Origin of the sequence: Burkholderia sp. HI2714 (assembly GCF_002223085.1) — a bacterium.
Lineage (GTDB): Bacteria > Pseudomonadota > Gammaproteobacteria > Burkholderiales > Burkholderiaceae > Burkholderia > Burkholderia lata_D.
In genome coordinates, this window is record NZ_NKFM01000065.1 from 85,739 (window position 1) to 103,013 (window position 17,275).

A 17,275-nucleotide genomic window follows, 5' to 3' on the forward strand; every position below is an offset into this window, starting at 1 on the left:
GATTCCCGCCGGCGTGCTCGGTCTGGACACCCTGAAGTTCTTGCAGCTGTCGATTGACGCAGGGCTTGCCGGCCTCGGCCAATTCAGCAGCGAAGCGCTGGAGGAGGCGATGGTCGCTGTCCGATGTGGCTCAATGCGCGCGGCACGACCGGCAATGAAGGTCTTCTTTGACGGCTGTCGGTTCTGGCTCGCCAGTCACTTTCACCGTCATGAGGCGGCCCGCCGTCTCGGTGCCCGTCATCAGGAATTCTGGTGCGAGATCGAGTCAGGCTCGAAGCACGACGCAGTGCGATATGCGTCGAGCGTTTCCGGCCTCGAGCGTTTCCGTGACGACCCGTCCACATCGGCTGGCTGACCGCCATCCGTGGATTCGTTTCGTTCGCCGCCCGTCGGCGCAACATGACCCGTCCTGATACCAGGCGCGTCCTGCGTGATTCCGCGTGCGGCAGCACCTCAACGAAGCGTTTCCCGAGAGCGGCGTGGCCAGGTATTCGGGCCATCCGCATCAAGACTTCGCATGAGAAACGCATGCACCCGGAAGCCGAAACCGGCGGGCAGCGGAAGCCCGATCAGCCGATATCGATCGTGCGACTGGTGGACCTGGCCGGCTCCGATTTCGGTACGGTCAACGTGAGGACACCGTTGTCAAACTTCGCCAAGGTGTGGTCAGGGTCGGCATTTTCCGGCATCGGGATCGTGCGCACGAAGCTTCCATGGGCGCGCTCCAGCCGGTAGCAACCGTTTTCTTCACTGCTCACGTCTTGCTTTTTCTCTCCGCGCAGCACGATGGCCCCATCCTCGACGCTCACCTTCAGATCTTCGCGCTCCATGCCGGGCAGTTCGACGGTCACGCGCAGCACCGGGCCTTCATCGACGACGTCGATGCGCGGCTGGAAGCGCGATGAACTGAAGTCGCCAAACCACCGTTCGAGCGCGCCGTGGCCAGCGAACGGGTCATGAAGGAATTCCTCCATGGCGCGCAATGGTTCTCGTGAAAACAGTCGCGAAATGTCGGGCCACGACGTACGCCACGGCTCGCCTGTCGGCGGACTGTCCGAGCCTTCCGCATCGGACTTGCGGGTGGCCCCGCGAAGGAACTTGAAGGGGTTCCACTTTTTCGGATCGACATTCATGGCGTCCTCCGATTGATCTCCAGTCTGTTTTGAGCCTGGCGTAGCCGTCCGGTGCGGACACGCGCGCCATGATCCGTTTCACGAGGATCGTGCGGATCCGGATCGCGTGTCCTCACCGATACGCCTGCGTCAACTCAGGCAGCGAAGCCTCGCTGATCCTGTTCTGCGTTGACGGAGGGGCTCGTGCTGCGCCTTGGCTCACGACGCGTCAGCCGGTCTTGATTTCGATGCGTCGTGGACGCGCTTCGTCGCGGCGCGGGATGGTCAGCTTCAGCACCCCGTCCTGAAGGCTCGCCTCGATCCTCGACGAGTCGAGATCCGCCGACAGCGTAAACGTGCGGGCGAAATGCGGCTCCCGAACCTCGGCATGCTGAAGCCGCAGGTTTGCCGGCGTCGGCACCACGGCCTCGGCCTCGATCAGGAGGCTGCTGTCGTGAACCTTCACGTCCAGCTTGTCCTTCGTCACGCCGGGCAAATCGGCCCACAGCGTGACGCCGTGACTGTCCTCGTATACGTCGACGGCCGGCACGAGTGTCACCCGGCGCACGGCCTGTTCGGTTTCGCGACGCGCAACGGCGGACGCGTCGCGTTCCGCCAGTTGGGTAGTGTCTTTCATGATCGGCTCCTTCTCTTACTGGATAGCGATGGCACGTGGCTTGGACGATTCACGCTTGCCAATGCTGATGGATAGACACCCGTTTTTGTAGTGCGCCTGGACCTTGTCGGGATCGGCGGCCTCGGGCAGCTCGATGACCCGCCGGAACGTTCCGGCAAAGCGCTCTTGCGCATAGGTGCGCCGCTCACCCCCGGTGTCGCGTTGTGCCGATTTGCGTTCGCCGCCAATGGTCAGCAGCCCCTTGTCGATCGACACATCGAGCGCGGCGGCGTCGACGCCGGGCGCGAACGCGACGATCTCGATTGAATCGTCTGTCGCGCCGATATTGATCTGAGGGAAAGTGCCGAAACGGCTCGCGCGAATGCTGGACGGGAAACCGCCGAAGCGTTGCGCCATCTGTTGCTGCAGGCGGTCGAACTCGCTGAAGAGATCGGTTCCGAAATAGAGATCGCTCATGATCTTATCCTCCTGGCCTGTTGCAGCATGGAGGCGAACGGGCCTACGCGCTCCAGTTCGCCTGCCAGACTGCGTGGCAAACAAATCGAAACACGCAGCGCGCGGAATGAAGCGACCCGCGCGTCTGCCTGAGCGAAACTTAAGATAGGAATTCTGCGGAGAAATTCAAGGGGCGCCCGTCATTTTTTTGCACTTGAAATCGGTGCGCTGGACCCTATCATCGCGGCGAATCGGTACTACGTTACGGAGGACGCCATGGAGTTCGACACTGATTGGCTGACGCTCGGCAGACATCGTATCCGGCTGCGTTCGACGAGGGGGTTTCCGACCGAGTCGATGCGCACCGTGGCGGAGGTCGTCCGGCTTGCGATCGACAACAACATGAGTGCGCGGGCTCGACTCGTCGAGGTCGTGTGCCGGCAGGAAAAGACTTACGACGTCGTCGTTGGCACCACGATGGCGGAGGACAAGTTTTGTGCGCCGCAACTCGAAGCGGCCGTGGCGGTTGTGCTGGGCCTGTTGCCTGACCAGATCAACATCACGGTCACGCCCGTCACGCAAAAGGAGGTCGATCTGCACTTCGGCGTGTATGAGCGGATGCTGTCGGAGAAACTGGGTACGACGTCGCCAATCCGATGATCGGCCGGCCCGGCACGGGGCGGTGCGGCGGCCTCCAGCCGGATCGCCCCGTCGCGTTACCGCGCAGCGGCGAGGTCGTGATCGATATCCCGATGGAGGGCAGGCGGACCTCGCATCAGGCGGCCATTCCGCCGGACCAGCGTGATTCGGAGCAGCACGCGGAAAATGCATGAGAGGGTGGCCTCGCGTGATCCACGAGGATCGAACCTCAGCGCGTACCGGATGGCGACCTGCATCGAACGGGTACGTGAATTGCTGGGGCCGTATCGGGAGGCCACCATCATGGACAATCCTGAACCGCTCGAAATCGAGAAAACGACGCCTAAGCCGACCGGCCCGAACTGGGTGCGTCGCCTTGGCCCCGGCTTGATTACCGGTGCGGCTGACGACGATCCGTCGGGTATCGGGACGTATTCGCAAGCCGGCGCGCAGTTCGGATTCGAATTGCTATGGACCCTCTTCCTGACATACCCGCTCATGACGGCCATACAACTGGTGAGCGCGCGGATCGGGCGAGTGACCGGCAAGGGGCTTGCATCGAACATGCGGACTCATTACCCGATGTGGCTGCTCTATAGCGCGGTCGTGCTGCTGATGATCGCCAACGTCATCAACATCGCCGCCGACCTGTCGGCGATGGGCGCCGCAGCCGGCTTGCTGCTCCCCGGGCCGCACCAGCTCTACGTCGTTGGGCTGGGTGGCCTGTCGGTCGTGCTTCAGGTGTTCGTTCCCTATGAACGGTACGCGCGCCTTCTCAAGTGGACGGCGCTGATCCTGCTCGCTTACGTGGCGGTTGCCCTGATCGTCCCGATCCGGTGGACCGAGGTGGGCCGTGCGATCGTATGGCCGCATATCGTGCTGGCGCCGGACTACCTCACGACGGTCGTCGCGGTCCTTGGCACGACCATCAGCCCGTACCTGTTCTTCTGGCAGGCCTCGCAGGAAGTCGAGGAACTGGAATCCGCGCCGCGTGAAGGGCCGCTTCGCCGAGTTCCCCGCCAGGCCCCGGCGCAGTTGCGCCGAATCAGTTTCGACACCTGGCTGGGGATGGGTGTATCGAATGTCATTGCCTTCTTCATCGTGCTCACCGCGGCGGCTACGCTGCATGCGCACCACATCGAGGTCAAGACGTCGGCTGACGCCGCGCGGGCCCTTGCCCCGATCGCGGGTCACTTCGCTTATATGCTGTTCGCGCTCGGGATCGTCGGCACCGGTCTGCTGGCGCTGCCGGTTCTCGCCGGATCGACCGCATACGCGGCGGCCGGCACATTCCGCTGGCGCAATAGCCTCGCCCTGAAGTTGACGCTCGCGCGACAGTTCTACGCGGTCATCGCATTGGCAACCGTGGGTGGCGTGGCCATCACGTTCATGCATTTCGATCCGATCCGTGCGTTGTATTGGAGCGCCGTGATCAACGGGGTAACGGCGGTCCCCATCATGGTCATCATGATGCTGATGGCTCGGAGCAAGCGGGTCATGGGTGAGTTCGCCATTGCGGGACCGCTTGCGTGGGGAGGGTGGCTTGCAACGCTTGCAATGGCGATTGCAGCCGCGGGGATTTTTGTGCCGGGATGAAGTCCGCCGGTCCGACTCGTCGAGACGACGCGTTCCTCGCCGGTGCCGTTCGGTTTCGGTATTCGACACCAGCCGATTCATTCGTGAAACGACAGGCACCGGTGTTCACCTGGAACGGCAAAAGGACGAAAGGACGAAGGGGCGGGGAGCGGTGACGCGTGACCTTGACGGCCGTCGAGCAAACTGAACTCGAAGCGCGGTTTCTTGTCCATCGTGAGTTGCTTGCATCCATCGCTACCTTGAGGCGATGGAGCGGGCGGCCCGGCATGGCGCCGACCGCTGCGGTGCATGCGACAAGCGATGCGATGGCGGTGGATTTGCATCGCGCGCCGCGTCATCGCAGCGACATCTTTCTCGCGTAAATCTATGGCACTTCGCCAGTCGGCGAGGTACCGTTTTCTCAAGGAATACCGACCATGGCGGCAAAACGCCTTCGCATCAACATGATTACCCGTCGCCAGTCGACGTTCGATGGCCGGCATCTCGACACCGAGGCGGCACGTCGCCTCGGCACGCACGCACAGGACGCGATTCCCGCCCATCTGAAAGGCACGCAGGGCGCCGAGGCAGAATGGCTGCCGCGCGTGAAGGTCAGCGAGCGATAACCCGGTAACGCCGGGCGAGGCACTGCGCGACAGCACCGATCTCGCCGTCCGGCGGCTCTCCCCATTTCGATCGAGGTGGAACGCGTTCGCCGGACGGCGAGCACCGGATCACGACCATCTCGTCTCGCGTATCGCGCCCTGTCGTCGGACCCGCTCCGGACGGGGCGGGTAGGCGTTCCGCGGCGCCCGGCGCCGTCTCGCGGCATGTCGGCCGCCAGGGCAGGCTCGATGCGCCCGCAAGCAACGTCCGTCTCGCGTCCGTGACGCCTTGCGATCACGGCTGCGGTCGTCATCGCCGGCCTGAGCGGGCCCATTCGTCAAGTTAGCGGCGGCGCGTGCCCGTGATCCCCCAATCCCCGAGCATCGTCGTATTCGCGCGAAATATCCTTGTTCGTATAGTCCCCGAGCTTCGATGCGGCGACCACGCTCAGCACCGCACACACCAGCACGTACGCCGCGATCGCATACCCCGAGTGGTAGTAGGCAAACAGCGCGGTCGCGATCAGCGGTGCCGGGCCACCGGCAATGACCGACGCGAGCTGATAACCCATCGACGCGCCGCTATACCGCAACCGCCCTGTGAACGATTCGGCAATCAATGCGGCCTGTGGCCCGTACATCATCGAATGCGGGACCAGCGACAACACGATCGCCGTGAAGATCCACACCGGATTCCGGCTATCGACCATCGCGAAGTAGACGAATCCGAACACGCCGACGGCAGCCGCACCGATCATGTACATCCGCCGCCGTCCGATCAGATCCGACACGTGCCCGAACAACGGAATGGTGAAGAACTCGACCACGGATGCGGCCAGTACCGCCGCCAGCAGCAGTTCGCGCGTGACGCCCAGCGCCGTGATCCCGTAAGTGAACACGAACGCCGTATAGATGTAGAAGGGCGCCTGTTCGGCCATCCGCGCAAACGCCGACAGCACGATATCCCTCGGCTGCTTGCGCAGCACTTCGAGCATCGGCGTCTTCTCGATACGACGCTCGGCCAGCAGCTTCGCGAAGATCGGCGTCTCGAGAATATTCAGGCGGATATAGAGCCCGATCGCGACCAGCACGACGCTGAGGATAAACGGCACGCGCCAGCCCCACGTCAGGAAGGCGTTGCCGGAAAACCAGCTCATGGCCAGCACGGCAAGGTTGGCGAGAAACAAGCCCGCCGGCACGCCGAACTGCGGCCACGACGCGACGAAACCGCGATGCGCATTGGTGCGCGCCCACTCCATCGACATCAGGACCGAGCCGCCCCATTCGCCGCCCACGCCGACGCCCTGGATGAAACGCAATACCGTGAGGATGACGGCGCCCCAGATGCCGATCGCGGCGTAGGTCGGAACGAAAGCCACGGCGAACGTGGCAAGCCCCATCAGCAACAGGGTCACGATCAGTGTGGCCTTGCGTCCGATGCGGTCGCCGTAATGGCCGAAGATCGCGGCGCCGACCGGACGTGCGACAAAGCCGACGGCATAGATCAGGAACGCCTGTAGCGTACCGACGAGTGGGTGGGATTGCGGGAAGTACAGCTTTGCGAAGACCAGGCCGGTGACCGTGCTGTAGAGGAAGAAGTCATACCATTCGATCGTGGTGCCAATCGTGCTGGCGATGACGGCGCGGCGTAACTGGCGCCGGGCTTCCTCGTCGGAGAGGGGCGTGGCCGCGGATTGCATGGCAGCCATTTTGATATCTCCCGGAACAGGGCGATAGAGAAATTAACCATACGCCCCGCGACAGGTTCCGGCAAGCGCGAGCGACGAATGGCCGCTTCGTCGCCCGGGTCCTTCGTTCAGCCATCCTTAAATATCATGATATGACGGTTGACCATCATTCGCCTTGGCAACGACGAGGTGGGTGTGATGTTCGAGCCGTACGCACGCAGAGACGCCGAATGGCATGTCACGGAGCATTCGACGACCGCACCTGATGCCGTTACGGCGCGCACTGTGCGAGCGTCAGTGCGCGATGTCGATCCGGCGGATAGGCATGCGCAATACGCGCGCGAAGGTGACGGCTGCAAACATTCGGACAATGGCCGATAGCGTGCGTGAAGCCGTCGCAGTCCTGCAAAGGCAAGTCGGAAAACACGGGCAAGCGGCTAAGCGATCCGTAGTGATCGGCGGTGGACCAACCAGGCCTGCTCACCATTCATTCGTCTTTCAGCCAGGGCATTTCCACGGGTGACACGACCAGTTGCCGGAATTCGCGTTTCAGATCGAAGATGAACCCGACCAGGATCATGGAGTCGGCGTAAGGAATCGGAAAGACATGCGGATTTTCCGGCGTACGCAGCGGGCGCTCGGGGCTGTCGGCCGTCGCCGCGGCGTTCTCGCGAACGCTTTCCAGTTCGTCGGCCATGGCCACGCCACTGATTTGCAGCACACGGCTGCGCAGGTCACTGAAGGGCTCGATGCGCGCAGCGTCTTCGTGGTATTCGGGCACTTCGTAAACGAACCAGGACATTTTCGTCTCCTGTGAGAAGGGGCGCTATTTTAACGCTGCGCGAGGCTTCACCGGGAGTCGGCACACGTTGTGCGGCGGCCGCGGTTGCTCGAGGCAGTCCGGCAGGGGCGAGTTCTCCGGACGTCCAGGCTTCAAGCCCGTGTCCACCACGGCCTGGATCACCTTGAGTCGGTCAAGCTCTCGCTTGGCGCGCTCAGTCTCGGGAGCGTGGCTTCAGGCATGAGAATAAAGAACAAAATCATGCCGCCCCGATCATCAATTGAAGAAGAAAGGTCATCGACACACTTCGGAATTGCTCTTTGCGCGCCTGAAGTTCAATTTCCAGAATCGGAAATTTAAGCTGAATTCCACACGCGCGAGGAGGAGAGTAGATCAGCCAGAAACTAATTCGAGATGTATTTGTGCAACACATTTATTTAAATGCATGCCCGATTATTCGCTGCCTCATTGATCACGCAACCCGTAAATTTCTTCATTCCAGTCATTCGAAACGAATCGCTTGATGATAATCCTGCGCAATCCAACCGATCGTTTCACTCCGGCTGTTGCCAACAATCCGATTGTCGAAAGCCTAACTATCGTGCGATCCATTTATCAAAGTTCAGAATCAACGCCAGCCCGTTCGACAAGACGACTCGATATTCAATAATTCAGTCCAAGCAGGCCGATTAACTCACTGTTTTAACAAACGCAACTCAGCTCTCGTGTCTTGCACTTATTGATGCTGTTGGTGTTCGAAGTTTCTGCTATCCGCAGTTCATCACACCCGACCGCTTAGAGCCACGAACGGTCTTCGCTCGGACCCGATATCGGGCATCATTAGATTTTTAAAACGATCGCCAAATTTATTTTCGTCGCAGTCTCATTCAGCTTGGCGGGGTATCACCCGTCAAATTTAACAGGTGGTAATTTCTTGGGATTATCCTACGCTTAACCGTCATGTATGGATGGGGATGCGCGGCATAATGGGGTGGGATTTATATTTATGCCATTAAATGGGGTGGGAAACCTGATGACCCCGGTTTGCGCCGAAGGCTTGTCTCGATTTGCCGGATATTGTTCGGCGCCCGCTGAATAGCATCAAGAGTAGGAAGTGCTGGCGAAGCTGAATAACTCGTGCGGCGCTCCATTGTGTAAAGAGGCGCCCATAGGCTCCATCACTCAGGCTTTGAACTGGAACTCGACGAGACAGCTTGTCTCGCGAAGGACTGGCATGCCCAGCCGCTTTAAATGAAAAACGTAAGAAAGCTATAAGGGCATTGAAATAAAAATGCCTTTTTGAGTGGTAAGGCAAAACTGGGTGCGGATCTCATGGCTGTTGTTGCGCCAATATTTTCCGAATTCCGAATGCACCCATTAAAGGCGGTGGCGCTTGTTTTCTTCGGTTTCCTGATTAATTGATGGTTGAATTCCTTGCAACCCTTATTGTTTTAAATTTTTCAACAAAAAAGATTGCAAGTTCATTCTGGAGACGCCGTGAGCACGATACAGACCTCGCAGTGCATGACTCGTGAAATGACAAATGAACGCACGTTGCAGGAAGGGAATTCGCCCGGACATGACGCCATTGGGCTTGATGAATCGGTGGTCGAGCATGAGCAATTGATCGCGAAGGCGGCAGAAGTCGCCCGCGTGCTCGCGGAAGAATCGCACGCTGCCGATACCGGGCGCCGCCTGACCGAGCGTGCCGTCGCCGCGCTGACCGAGGCGGGGCTGATGCGGCTCTTCACGCCGCGCCGGCTCGGCGGCTACGAAGCGCGTCCCGCCACGCTGTTCGACGTCTGCTACGAGCTGGGGCGCGGCTGCTGCTCGGCGTCGTGGGTCACGAGCGTGCTCAACATGGGCAATTACATGATCGCTCACTTCCCCGAGAGTACGCAGGACGACGTATGGGGCGGCAACCGCGACACGCGCACCGCGCTCATCATTGCGCCTTCGCGCGCCCAGGTGGAACGCGTCGACGGCGGTGTCGTGGTGACGGGAGAGTGGGGTTATGCGTCGGGCAGCCTGCACGCCGAATGGATCGGCGCGCTGATCCCGAAAGGCGTCGACGCCGACGACGAGACGATCAACCTGGTCCTCATGCCGATGAGCGAGCTCGAAGTCCGCGACACCTGGCATATCACGGGCATGCGCGGCACCGGCAGCAACACGGTCGTGGCGAACCGGCTGTTCATTCCGCGCCATCGCGTGACGCCTTACGCGCCGATCGTGCAGGGCCGGTCGCGCCTGCCGTCGGAACGCCACCGTTTATATAGCGGCGCGTTCTCGGGCTTGCTGTCGATCGGTCTGCTCGGACCGCAACTCGGGGCGATCGTCACCGCGCTGGAGCTCGTGCGCGATCAGGCCCACGAGCGCCGCGTCGCCTCGTCCACGTTCAAGAGCCAGGCTGTTTCGCCGGCGTTCCAGACCGATCTCGCCGAAGCTTCGATGATGATCGACGGCGCGCAGCTGCACGCCCGCCGCATCGTCGAAACGGTCGAGCACCACGCAACGGCCGGCGTTCTGCCCGACGAAGTGACGCGTTCGCGCTTTCGGATGGAATCGACGCGCGTCACGCGCCTGTGCCGCGAGGCCATCGATCGCCTCATGACGGCCTACGGCAGCGCCGCCTTCATGGAATCCAATCCCCTGCAGTTGATCTGGCGCGATCTGAACGTGGCGAGCCGCCACGCGGGCTTCGGGATGGGCATTCCGCAGCTTGTCTACGGCCGCGCGCTCGTCGGCCTCGATCCGCGCGAAATCAGCTACCTCGTGTAATCCCACGCGGCCTCCCGGTTCCCGGCGGGGCGGCCCTCTTTGACGACAGGAGCTTGCATGTCAGACGTCGAATCCCTCGAAAACAAGCCGGAAAATCACGCGCACGTCGCGGCCCGGCAGCACAACCGCAAGATCGTCGAGCAGTACATGCACACGCGTGGCGAAGCGAGGCTCAAGCGCCACCTGCTGTTCACGGAAGATGGCGTCGGCGGTCTGTGGACGACCGACAGCGGCCAGCCGATCGCGATTCGCGGCCGCGAGAAGCTCGGCGAGCACGCCGTGTGGTCGCTGCAATGCTTTCCCGATTGGGTCTGGACCGACATCCAGATCTTCGAGACGCAAGACCCGAACTGGTTCTGGGTCGAGTGCCGCGGCGAAGGCGCGATTATTTTCCCCGGCTACCCCCAAGGCCATTACCGCAATCACTTCCTTCACTCGTTCCGCTTCGAAAACGGATTGATCAAGGAGCAGCGCGAATTCATGAACCCTTGCGAGCAATTCCGTGCGTTGGGTATCGCGGTTCCCGAAGTGCGCCGGGATGGTCTACCGAGCTAACGCATACCCAATGGAGGAGACGAATGGCTGGTATCCCGTCGATTCAACCGTACACGCTGCCCGATTCGAGCAGCCTGCCCGAGAACGTCGTGTCATGGCGTGTCGATCCGTCGCGCGCGTTGCTGCTCATTCACGACATGCAGAACTATTTCCTTTCGCCGTTGCCGCCGACGCTGCGCGAGACGTTGACGACCAATGTCGCGTCGCTGCGCAAACGGTGCAAGCAGGCCGGTATTCCCGTCGCGTACACGGCCCATCCCGGGCGCATGACCGAAACGGAACGCGGTTTGCTGCGCGATTTTTGGGGGCCGGGCATGGAGACGACGCCCGCCGATCGGGACGTCGCCGAGGCCGTCGGCCCGTCCCCGGACGACTGGATGCTCACGAAGTGGCGCTACAGCGCATTTTTCCGCACCGACCTGCGCGAGCGCATGCGGGAGAGCGGTCGCGATCAGCTGATGCTGTGTGGCGTCTACGCGCACATCGGCGTCATGATGTCGGCCGTCGATGCGTTCACGAACGACATTCAACCGTTCTTCGTCGCCGATGGCGTGGCGGATTTTTCCGAAGACCATCATCACCAGGCCCTGGAATACGTGGCCCAGCGTTGCGGCAAGGTGGTGAGCACCGAGGAGGCGCTGGCATGAACGCCGCTCCGAACCGCAACCTTTTCGATCGCATCCTCCACGGACAAGCACCGTGCTTCGCGTTGATCGCGCGTTCGACGGGTAGCGCCGGGGAGCGCGCGACGATCGATGTCTTCGCCGGCGCGGTGTCCTATCCGTCCTCCCTGGCCGAGCTTCCGTTGGCCGCGCCGACGGCGGCGGGCGCGGACCGTCAGGAGCTGCTTGTGCTCGTGCCATACCGGCAGCTGCACGAGCGCGGCTTCAGAGCACACGACGACGGCGCTCCGCTCGTCGCCATCACCTGCGACGAGCACGAAACGGTGTCCGCGCAGCTTGCGCTCGCCGCCATTCCCGATGCCGATACCGCGCTCGGCGCGCGTCACTTCGACATCGACGACGAGGCCTACGCCGAGATCGTCGAGCGCGTCATCACCGACGAGATCGGTACCGGCGCGGGCTCGAACTTCGTCATCAAGCGCACGCTCGAGGGCGATCTCGACGACTATTCGCCCGCCAAGGCGCTGGCGGTCTTCAAGCGTCTGATGCGCCGGGAAGTCGGCGCGTATTGGATCTTCGTGATTCATACCGGGGAGCGCACGTTCGTCGGCGCCACGCCGGAGCGCCACCTGACGCTGCATGAAGGCTGCGCGACGATGAACCCGATCAGCGGAACTTATCGATATCCGCAAAGCGGGCCGACGATCGATGGGATCAACGCCTTTCTCGGCGATCGCAAGGAGTCCGACGAGCTGTACATGGTGCTCGACGAAGAGCTCAAGATGATGGCGCGCATCTGCCCGACCGGCGGCCAGGTCACGGGGCCGCACTTGCGCGAGATGGCGCGGCTCGCCCACACCGAATATTTCATCGTCGGGCACACCGAGGCCGATGTCCGCGACTTGCTGCGCGAGACGATGTTTGCGCCGACGGTCACCGGCAGTCCGATCGAAAGCGCGACCCGCGTGATCGCGCGGCACGAGCAGGCCGGCCGCGGCTACTACAGCGGCATTGCCGCGCTGATCGGCCGCGATGCGTGCGGCGGGCGCACGCTCGACTCCGCCATCCTGATCCGCACCGCGGAGATCGACCGTGCCGGCCACGTTCGCATCGGCGTCGGTTCGACGCTCGTCCGGCATTCGGACGCGGTATCGGAAGTCATGGAGACGCATGCCAAAGTGGCCGCGCTGTCGAACGCATTCGATCCGCCGGAAGCCGGCCCGGCGCTCGGACAGCATCCATCGGTGCAGGCGGCGCTGCGCGAGCGCAACGAAGGCATCGCGGACTTCTGGTTTCGGCCCTATGGCGAGCGACAAGGCGAGATGGCCGATGAGTTGGCTGAGTTGAGCGGCTGCCGCGCGCTCATCGTCGACGCCGAAGATCACTTCACGGCGATGATCGCCCAGCAACTGTCGTCGCTCGGCATTGTCACCGAAGTGTGCGGCGTTCACGACGCAGTGGACCTTGCGCGTTACGACGTCGTCGTCATGGGGCCGGGCCCGGGAGACCCGAGCGACGCCGGCGATCCGCGCATCGCTCGCCTCTACGCGTGGCTGCGGCAACTCATCGACGAGGGCAAGCCGTTCATGGCCGTCTGCCTGAGCCATCAGATCCTGAACGCCATCCTCGGCATTCCGCTCGTGCGGCGCGAGGTGCCCAATCAGGGCATCCAGGTCGAGATCGATCTGTTCGGCCAGCGTGAGCGCGTGGGCTTTTACAACACGTATGTCGCACGGACCGTCCGGGACGAAATGGAAATCGACGGCGTCGGCACGCTGGCCATCAGCCGCGATCCGCGCACGGGCGAAGTGCATGCTTTGCGCGGTCCAACGTTCAGCTCGATGCAATTCCACGCCGAATCGGTCCTGACCGTCGACGGGCCGCGCATTCTCGGCGAAGCCATCACACACGCGATACGCCGCGAAAAACGCATGACGGCGTTGACGGCCTGACGACGCTTTGCGCTTTTTATCGAACCCTATAGGACACGCGTTTCATGATTGTCGACATCGTTTGGTGGAACCTCGACGGTTCCGAACAGAGCATCGAATCGCTGAAGGCGCGTGTGGACGACAGCACCCTCGCGCGCTGGTCGAACGTGCCGGGCTTGCGCGAGAAACATTGGATCGCCGACGACGACAAGAATCGCTGGGGCGCGATCATGCTCTGGGACGGCGAGCGTCCGCCCGCGCATCTATTGCCACCGAACGACGCTCAGACGCTGATCGGCTTGCCGGTTGCCGAGCGCTTGCGCTTCTCGGTGGAGGCAAGCGCCGCGAGCGGTGAGATCGCGGCGCGCATGCGCGCGCTCGAGCCGGCGGCATCGCACGCGAATGCACACGCGGCGGCGCCGATCCATGCGTCGCATCCAATCGACTACATCGTCGTTGACGCCTTCACGCGCACACCGCTCGAAGGCAATCCGGTTGCCGTCTTCCTGGTCGACGATCCGCTGCCGGCGGAGCGCATGCAGCGGATCGCCCGTGAAATGAACCTGTCGGAAGTGGTGTTCGTGATGCCGCCGAAGCAGGGCGGCGACGTGCACGTGCGCATCTTTACGCCGGTCAACGAGCTGCCGTTCGCAGGCCATCCGCTGCTGGGCACGGCCGTGGCACTCAGGCACGTCAAGGCGCAGGATCGCTTCGTGTTCGAGACGGGCATGGGGCTCGTGCCGTTCGATGTGCGATCCGATGCGCCCGGCGAGGCTTACGTCACCATGCAGCAGCCGATCCCGACGTGGACGCGCTTTGATCGGGCCGAGCGTCTGCTCGACGCGCTCGGCGTCGAAGCGTCCGTGTTGCCCGTGGAGGCCTATCGAAACGGCCCGCGCCACGTGTTCGTCACGGTACCCGACGCCTCCGCGCTTTCCGACGTGCATCCGGACCATCGCGCGTTGGCCGAGTTCGAGGATATGTCGGCCATGTGCCTGGCCCCAGCGGGCGACCACTGGCGCTGCCGGATGTTCTCGCCGGCCTACGGCGTCGTGGAGGATGCGGCGACGGGCTCCGCCGCCGGTCCCATCGCCATTCATCTTGCCCGCCACGGACTGATTTCGTGGGGCGAGCCGCTGCATCTTCTCCAAGGCGTCGAGATCAAGCGCCCCTCGCACATGCATGCGCTGGTGAACGGCTCGGCGCACGGCATCGAGGCGGTCGAGGTCAGCGGTCACGGTGTCGTCGTCGCGCGCGGCCGCCTGGGCGTCTAGCGTCGCCCCCGTCTTTTGCCATCACGAAAACATTGCCATGAACACCAGTCGATTCGAAAGCCTCACCGGACGCGTCGATGTCCTGTTCCCCGAATATGACGACCCGCCGTCCGAGCCGATCACGCTGCTCAAGCGCTGGCTCGCGACGGCCGATGAAGCGGGCGTCCGCGAGCCCAAGGCGCTCGCGCTCGCGACCGCCACGTCCGACGGACGCATCTCTTCTCGCATCATCGCGTTCTCCTCGATCGACGACCGCGGCGTGATCTTCTGCACGCATTCGACGAGCCGCAAAGGACGCGAACTCATGGAGACGGGCTGGGCCTCGGGCTTGCTGTATTGGCGCGAAACCGGGCAGCAGATCATGATTTCCGGCCAGGCGGTTCCGCTCGAGGAAAGCGAGAACGACAAGCTCTGGTTCGGACGCTCGGTGCCGATGCACGCGATGTCGAGCGCCTCGCACCAGAGCGACGAGCTCGTCGACCGCGAAGCGCTGCTCGCGCACGCCGCCGAGTTGCTCGCGCTCGGCGTCGCGTTGCCGCGGCCGCCGCGCTTCGTCGGCTATCGGCTCGAGCCTCACGAGATGGAATTCTGGGCCGCCAGCTCCGACCGGCTTCACCGGCGCCTCAGATACGAACGCGATGGCGACGATTGGAAAACCACCCAACTCCAACCTTGATTCTCTTGCGGATAAGGAACTTGCCTGTGTCTACTTTCGATATTCCGGTTGGCGTCGGCCAAACCGCACTGTTCATCGCCTGGCAACGTCATGCCGAAGGCCAGCGCCCGGATGCCTTGTTTCACGATCCGTTCGCCGCAGCGCTGATCGACCACCTGGCCGGCACGCCGACGCATGAGCACGTCAGCGAAGTCGCGCGGCGCGCGAACTTTCCGCAATATTTCGTCGTCCGCACACGCTACTTCGACGATGCCATTCTCGCGAACCTGAGCCGCGGAATACGGCAGGTCGTCACGCTGGCCGCCGGCATGGACGGCCGCGTGGCGCGCCTGGCGTGTCCGTTCGGCACGCGCTGGTTCGAGCTCGATCTCGACGACATCATCGCCTTCAAGCGTGAGCTCATGAAGCAGTCCGGGTTGCCGGTGCAGTGCGATTGGCGGCCGCTCGTCGCCGATCTGACCTCGGATTGGGCGAGCCCGTTGCGCGCGGCCGGCTTCGATCCCGCCAAGCCCACGATCTGGCTCATCGAAGGGCTGTTGATGTATCTGCGCGACACGGACTGCGATGCGCTGATCCGTCAGGTGGCCGACCTGTCGGCGCCGGGCAGCGCGCTCATGCTCGAGCATCTCGCCGCGCGTATGATGAGCGACGAGGGCAAGGAAGCCCGGGCGCGCGTCGAATCGCAGGGCGCTCGTTGGCTCTCGTCCCGCGACGATGTGCGCGACTGGCTCGGCCGATACGGCTGGACAGCGACCGTGCATGCCTCGGACGACCCGACGATCGCCCACGGCCGCAGCGTCGCGCGCATCCCGGCGGGCTGGTTCGCCTCATCGACACGCTCGGCGCCCGGCGGGAGCGGATCATGAATCGGTCGATTCCCATGCGGCGCGAGGTGCGCTTGAAGGCGAAGCTGAAAGGCCTGCCGACACCGGACGATTTCGAAATCGTCACCGCCGCCGCGCCGGCGGCCGGCTCGGGCGACGTGCTGGTGCGCAATCGCTATTTCCTGGTCTCGGCTTCCTTGCGCGCGATGATCAGCGAAGGCGCGGAAGACGTGCCCGGTGTGCCGTTTCCGTGCTTGTCGGCGGGTGACGCGCTGATGGGCGAAGCGCTCGGCGAGGTGGTGAGCGCGCCCGCCGGCAGCGGTTTGTCGTCCGGCGACATCGTCACGCACTTCCACGGCTGGCGAGACTACGCGGTGGTGCCCGCATGGGGCTGCCAGCGCGTCGGCGAGGCGCTGCCGGAGCCCGCCGGCTACCTCGGCTACCTGGGGCACGGCTGGACCGCCTACGCGGCGTTGACGCGCGGCGTGCCGATCCGTCCGGGCGACACGGTGTTCGTCACGAGCGCGGCCGGTGCGATCGGCGCGATGGCCGGACAGATCGCGCGGCGGCTGGGAGCGGGGCGCGTGATCGGCAGCACGAGTTCGCGTGACAAGGCACGACGCCTCATCTCCGAGCTTGGATATGACGCCGCCGTCATGCGTGGCGACAGCACGCCGTTCGCAGAGCAGTTGCTCGAAGCGGCGCAGGGCGGCATCGACGTCCTGATCGATTCGGTCGGCGGCGAGCAATTACAGGCGGCCGTCACGGCCGCCCGCGAACGGGCGCGCTTCCTGATCCTCGGCGCGCTGTCGGGCCAGCTTGCCGCGACGGGAACGGGTCGAACCGCGCCCGCCGAAATCGATACCGTTCAATTTCTCCTCAAGAGGATCACGATGCGGGGCTATAGCGCCGACGACAATCCGGAGGCGAAGGGCGAATGGTTCGAGCGTTTCGCGCAGTGGCTGCGCGCCGGCGAGATCGCGTTCCCGCATACGGTGATCGACGGCCTCGATGACGCGCCGAGCGCGTTGTGCGACACGTCCAGCGGACGTTATCTGGGCACGGTGCTCGTCAAGCTGTAACGGTGCGGAGCGTGGGCGTCGCTTGCATGCCAGGCGACGACACCCGCTCGATCGGCA

Annotated in this window: 18 protein-coding genes; 13 read left to right on the forward strand and 5 right to left on the reverse strand. The window is 63.2% G+C overall.

The window, feature by feature from the left end; genetic code table 11:
• Positions 1–13 precede the first annotated feature (13 nt).
• Positions 14–355 (forward strand): hypothetical protein, encoded by a 342-nt coding sequence (locus CFB82_RS35940; RefSeq protein WP_089487126.1) that lies wholly within the window; start codon positions 14–16, stop codon positions 353–355.
• 214 nt (positions 356–569) lie between these two features.
• On the opposite strand, the gene CFB82_RS35945 is transcribed toward CFB82_RS35940, so the two are convergent.
• From CFB82_RS35945 to CFB82_RS35955, 3 genes are all read right to left on the reverse strand, one after another.
• A complete protein-coding gene (locus tag CFB82_RS35945; RefSeq protein ID WP_089487127.1) occupies positions 570–1,133 on the reverse strand; it encodes an Hsp20/alpha crystallin family protein in 564 nt (187 codons plus the stop codon).
• A gap of 208 nt (positions 1,134–1,341) precedes the next feature.
• Positions 1,342–1,749, reverse strand: a complete 408-nt coding sequence (locus CFB82_RS35950; RefSeq protein ID WP_089487128.1) for an Hsp20/alpha crystallin family protein — start codon at positions 1,747–1,749, stop codon at positions 1,342–1,344.
• 15 nt (positions 1,750–1,764) lie between these two features.
• On the reverse strand, positions 1,765–2,205 hold the full coding sequence (locus CFB82_RS35955) for an Hsp20/alpha crystallin family protein (RefSeq protein ID WP_089487129.1): 441 nt from the start codon (positions 2,203–2,205) through the stop codon (positions 1,765–1,767).
• 255 nt (positions 2,206–2,460) lie between these two features.
• On the opposite strand from CFB82_RS35955, the gene CFB82_RS35960 reads away from it, so the two are divergent.
• The 4 genes from CFB82_RS35960 to CFB82_RS35970 all read left to right on the forward strand — a co-directional run bounded on the left by CFB82_RS35960 (position 2,461) and on the right by CFB82_RS35970 (position 5,024).
• Entirely contained in the window at positions 2,461–2,844 is a 384-nt protein-coding gene (locus CFB82_RS35960; protein WP_069249559.1) for a hypothetical protein, read from the forward strand.
• 282 nt (positions 2,845–3,126) lie between these two features.
• A complete protein-coding gene (locus CFB82_RS35965; RefSeq protein ID WP_089487153.1) occupies positions 3,127–4,419 on the forward strand; it encodes an NRAMP family divalent metal transporter in 1,293 nt (430 codons plus the stop codon).
• 158 nt (positions 4,420–4,577) lie between these two features.
• The gene (locus CFB82_RS42665; RefSeq protein ID WP_143751022.1) at positions 4,578–4,781 is read left to right on the forward strand and encodes a hypothetical protein; all 204 of its coding nucleotides are present in this window, start codon (positions 4,578–4,580) and stop codon (positions 4,779–4,781) included.
• 54 nt (positions 4,782–4,835) lie between these two features.
• Positions 4,836–5,024, forward strand: coding sequence for a hypothetical protein (locus tag CFB82_RS35970; protein WP_089487130.1), 189 nt, complete (start codon positions 4,836–4,838; stop codon positions 5,022–5,024).
• A 317-nt stretch (positions 5,025–5,341) separates the two neighbouring features.
• Here the strand turns inward: CFB82_RS35970 and CFB82_RS35975 are convergent, their stop codons facing one another.
• The gene (locus CFB82_RS35975) at positions 5,342–6,712 is read right to left on the reverse strand and encodes an MFS transporter (protein ID WP_089487131.1); all 1,371 of its coding nucleotides are present in this window, start codon (positions 6,710–6,712) and stop codon (positions 5,342–5,344) included.
• A 466-nt stretch (positions 6,713–7,178) separates the two neighbouring features.
• Positions 7,179–7,493 (reverse strand): helicase, encoded by a 315-nt coding sequence (locus tag CFB82_RS35980; RefSeq protein WP_089487132.1) that lies wholly within the window; start codon positions 7,491–7,493, stop codon positions 7,179–7,181.
• Positions 7,494–9,008: 1,515 nt separating this feature from the next.
• On the opposite strand from CFB82_RS35980, the gene CFB82_RS35985 reads away from it, so the two are divergent.
• The 8 genes from CFB82_RS35985 (at position 9,009) to CFB82_RS36020 (ending at position 17,218) form a co-directional block, all read left to right on the forward strand.
• Positions 9,009–10,253, forward strand: coding sequence for an acyl-CoA dehydrogenase family protein (locus CFB82_RS35985; RefSeq protein WP_231937809.1), 1,245 nt, complete (start codon positions 9,009–9,011; stop codon positions 10,251–10,253).
• A 57-nt stretch (positions 10,254–10,310) separates the two neighbouring features.
• Positions 10,311–10,808: a phenazine biosynthesis protein gene (locus CFB82_RS35990; RefSeq protein ID WP_089487133.1), complete on the forward strand. Its 498-nt coding sequence runs from the start codon at positions 10,311–10,313 to the stop codon at positions 10,806–10,808.
• A gap of 119 nt (positions 10,809–10,927) precedes the next feature.
• Complete coding sequence (locus CFB82_RS35995) at positions 10,928–11,455, forward strand: isochorismatase family protein (RefSeq protein ID WP_306426994.1); 528 nt, start codon at positions 10,928–10,930, stop codon at positions 11,453–11,455.
• Positions 11,456–11,517: 62 nt separating this feature from the next.
• The gene (locus tag CFB82_RS36000) at positions 11,518–13,383 is read left to right on the forward strand and encodes an anthranilate synthase family protein (RefSeq protein ID WP_306426995.1); all 1,866 of its coding nucleotides are present in this window, start codon (positions 11,518–11,520) and stop codon (positions 13,381–13,383) included.
• Positions 13,384–13,427: 44 nt separating this feature from the next.
• Complete coding sequence (locus CFB82_RS36005; protein WP_089487136.1) at positions 13,428–14,636, forward strand: PhzF family phenazine biosynthesis protein; 1,209 nt, start codon at positions 13,428–13,430, stop codon at positions 14,634–14,636.
• Positions 14,602–15,312 (forward strand): phenazine biosynthesis FMN-dependent oxidase PhzG, encoded by a 711-nt coding sequence (gene phzG, locus CFB82_RS36010; protein ID WP_235986628.1) that lies wholly within the window; start codon positions 14,602–14,604, stop codon positions 15,310–15,312. The genes CFB82_RS36005 and phzG overlap by 35 nt, the downstream gene beginning before the upstream one ends.
• Entirely contained in the window at positions 15,285–16,178 is an 894-nt protein-coding gene (locus CFB82_RS36015) for an SAM-dependent methyltransferase (protein WP_256990633.1), read from the forward strand. The genes phzG and CFB82_RS36015 overlap by 28 nt, the downstream gene beginning before the upstream one ends.
• On the forward strand, positions 16,175–17,218 hold the full coding sequence (locus CFB82_RS36020; protein WP_089487139.1) for an MDR family NADP-dependent oxidoreductase: 1,044 nt from the start codon (positions 16,175–16,177) through the stop codon (positions 17,216–17,218). Before CFB82_RS36015 ends, CFB82_RS36020 begins: the two co-directional genes overlap by 4 nt.
• Positions 17,219–17,275 lie beyond the last annotated feature (57 nt).

What these genes read in the sequence shown, in the direction of transcription:
- CFB82_RS35960 (WP_069249559.1), top strand. Translation starts at nt 2,461, where the DNA reads ATGGAGTTCGACACTGATTGGCTGACGCTCGGCAGACATCGTATCCGG.
- CFB82_RS35950 (WP_089487128.1), bottom strand. Translation starts at nt 1,749, where the DNA reads ATGAAAGACACTACCCAACTGGCGGAACGCGACGCGTCCGCCGTTGCG.
- CFB82_RS35970 (WP_089487130.1), top strand. Translation starts at nt 4,836, where the DNA reads ATGGCGGCAAAACGCCTTCGCATCAACATGATTACCCGTCGCCAGTCG.
- CFB82_RS35975 (WP_089487131.1), bottom strand. Translation starts at nt 6,712, where the DNA reads ATGGCTGCCATGCAATCCGCGGCCACGCCCCTCTCCGACGAGGAAGCC.
- CFB82_RS35965 (WP_089487153.1), top strand. Translation starts at nt 3,127, where the DNA reads ATGGACAATCCTGAACCGCTCGAAATCGAGAAAACGACGCCTAAGCCG.
- CFB82_RS35990 (WP_089487133.1), top strand. Translation starts at nt 10,311, where the DNA reads ATGTCAGACGTCGAATCCCTCGAAAACAAGCCGGAAAATCACGCGCAC.
- CFB82_RS36020 (WP_089487139.1), top strand. Translation starts at nt 16,175, where the DNA reads ATGAATCGGTCGATTCCCATGCGGCGCGAGGTGCGCTTGAAGGCGAAG.
- CFB82_RS35980 (WP_089487132.1), bottom strand. Translation starts at nt 7,493, where the DNA reads ATGTCCTGGTTCGTTTACGAAGTGCCCGAATACCACGAAGACGCTGCG.
- CFB82_RS35945 (WP_089487127.1), bottom strand. Translation starts at nt 1,133, where the DNA reads ATGAATGTCGATCCGAAAAAGTGGAACCCCTTCAAGTTCCTTCGCGGG.
- CFB82_RS36005 (WP_089487136.1), top strand. Translation starts at nt 13,428, where the DNA reads ATGATTGTCGACATCGTTTGGTGGAACCTCGACGGTTCCGAACAGAGC.
- CFB82_RS35985 (WP_231937809.1), top strand. Translation starts at nt 9,009, where the DNA reads ATGACAAATGAACGCACGTTGCAGGAAGGGAATTCGCCCGGACATGAC.
- CFB82_RS35955 (WP_089487129.1), bottom strand. Translation starts at nt 2,205, where the DNA reads ATGAGCGATCTCTATTTCGGAACCGATCTCTTCAGCGAGTTCGACCGC.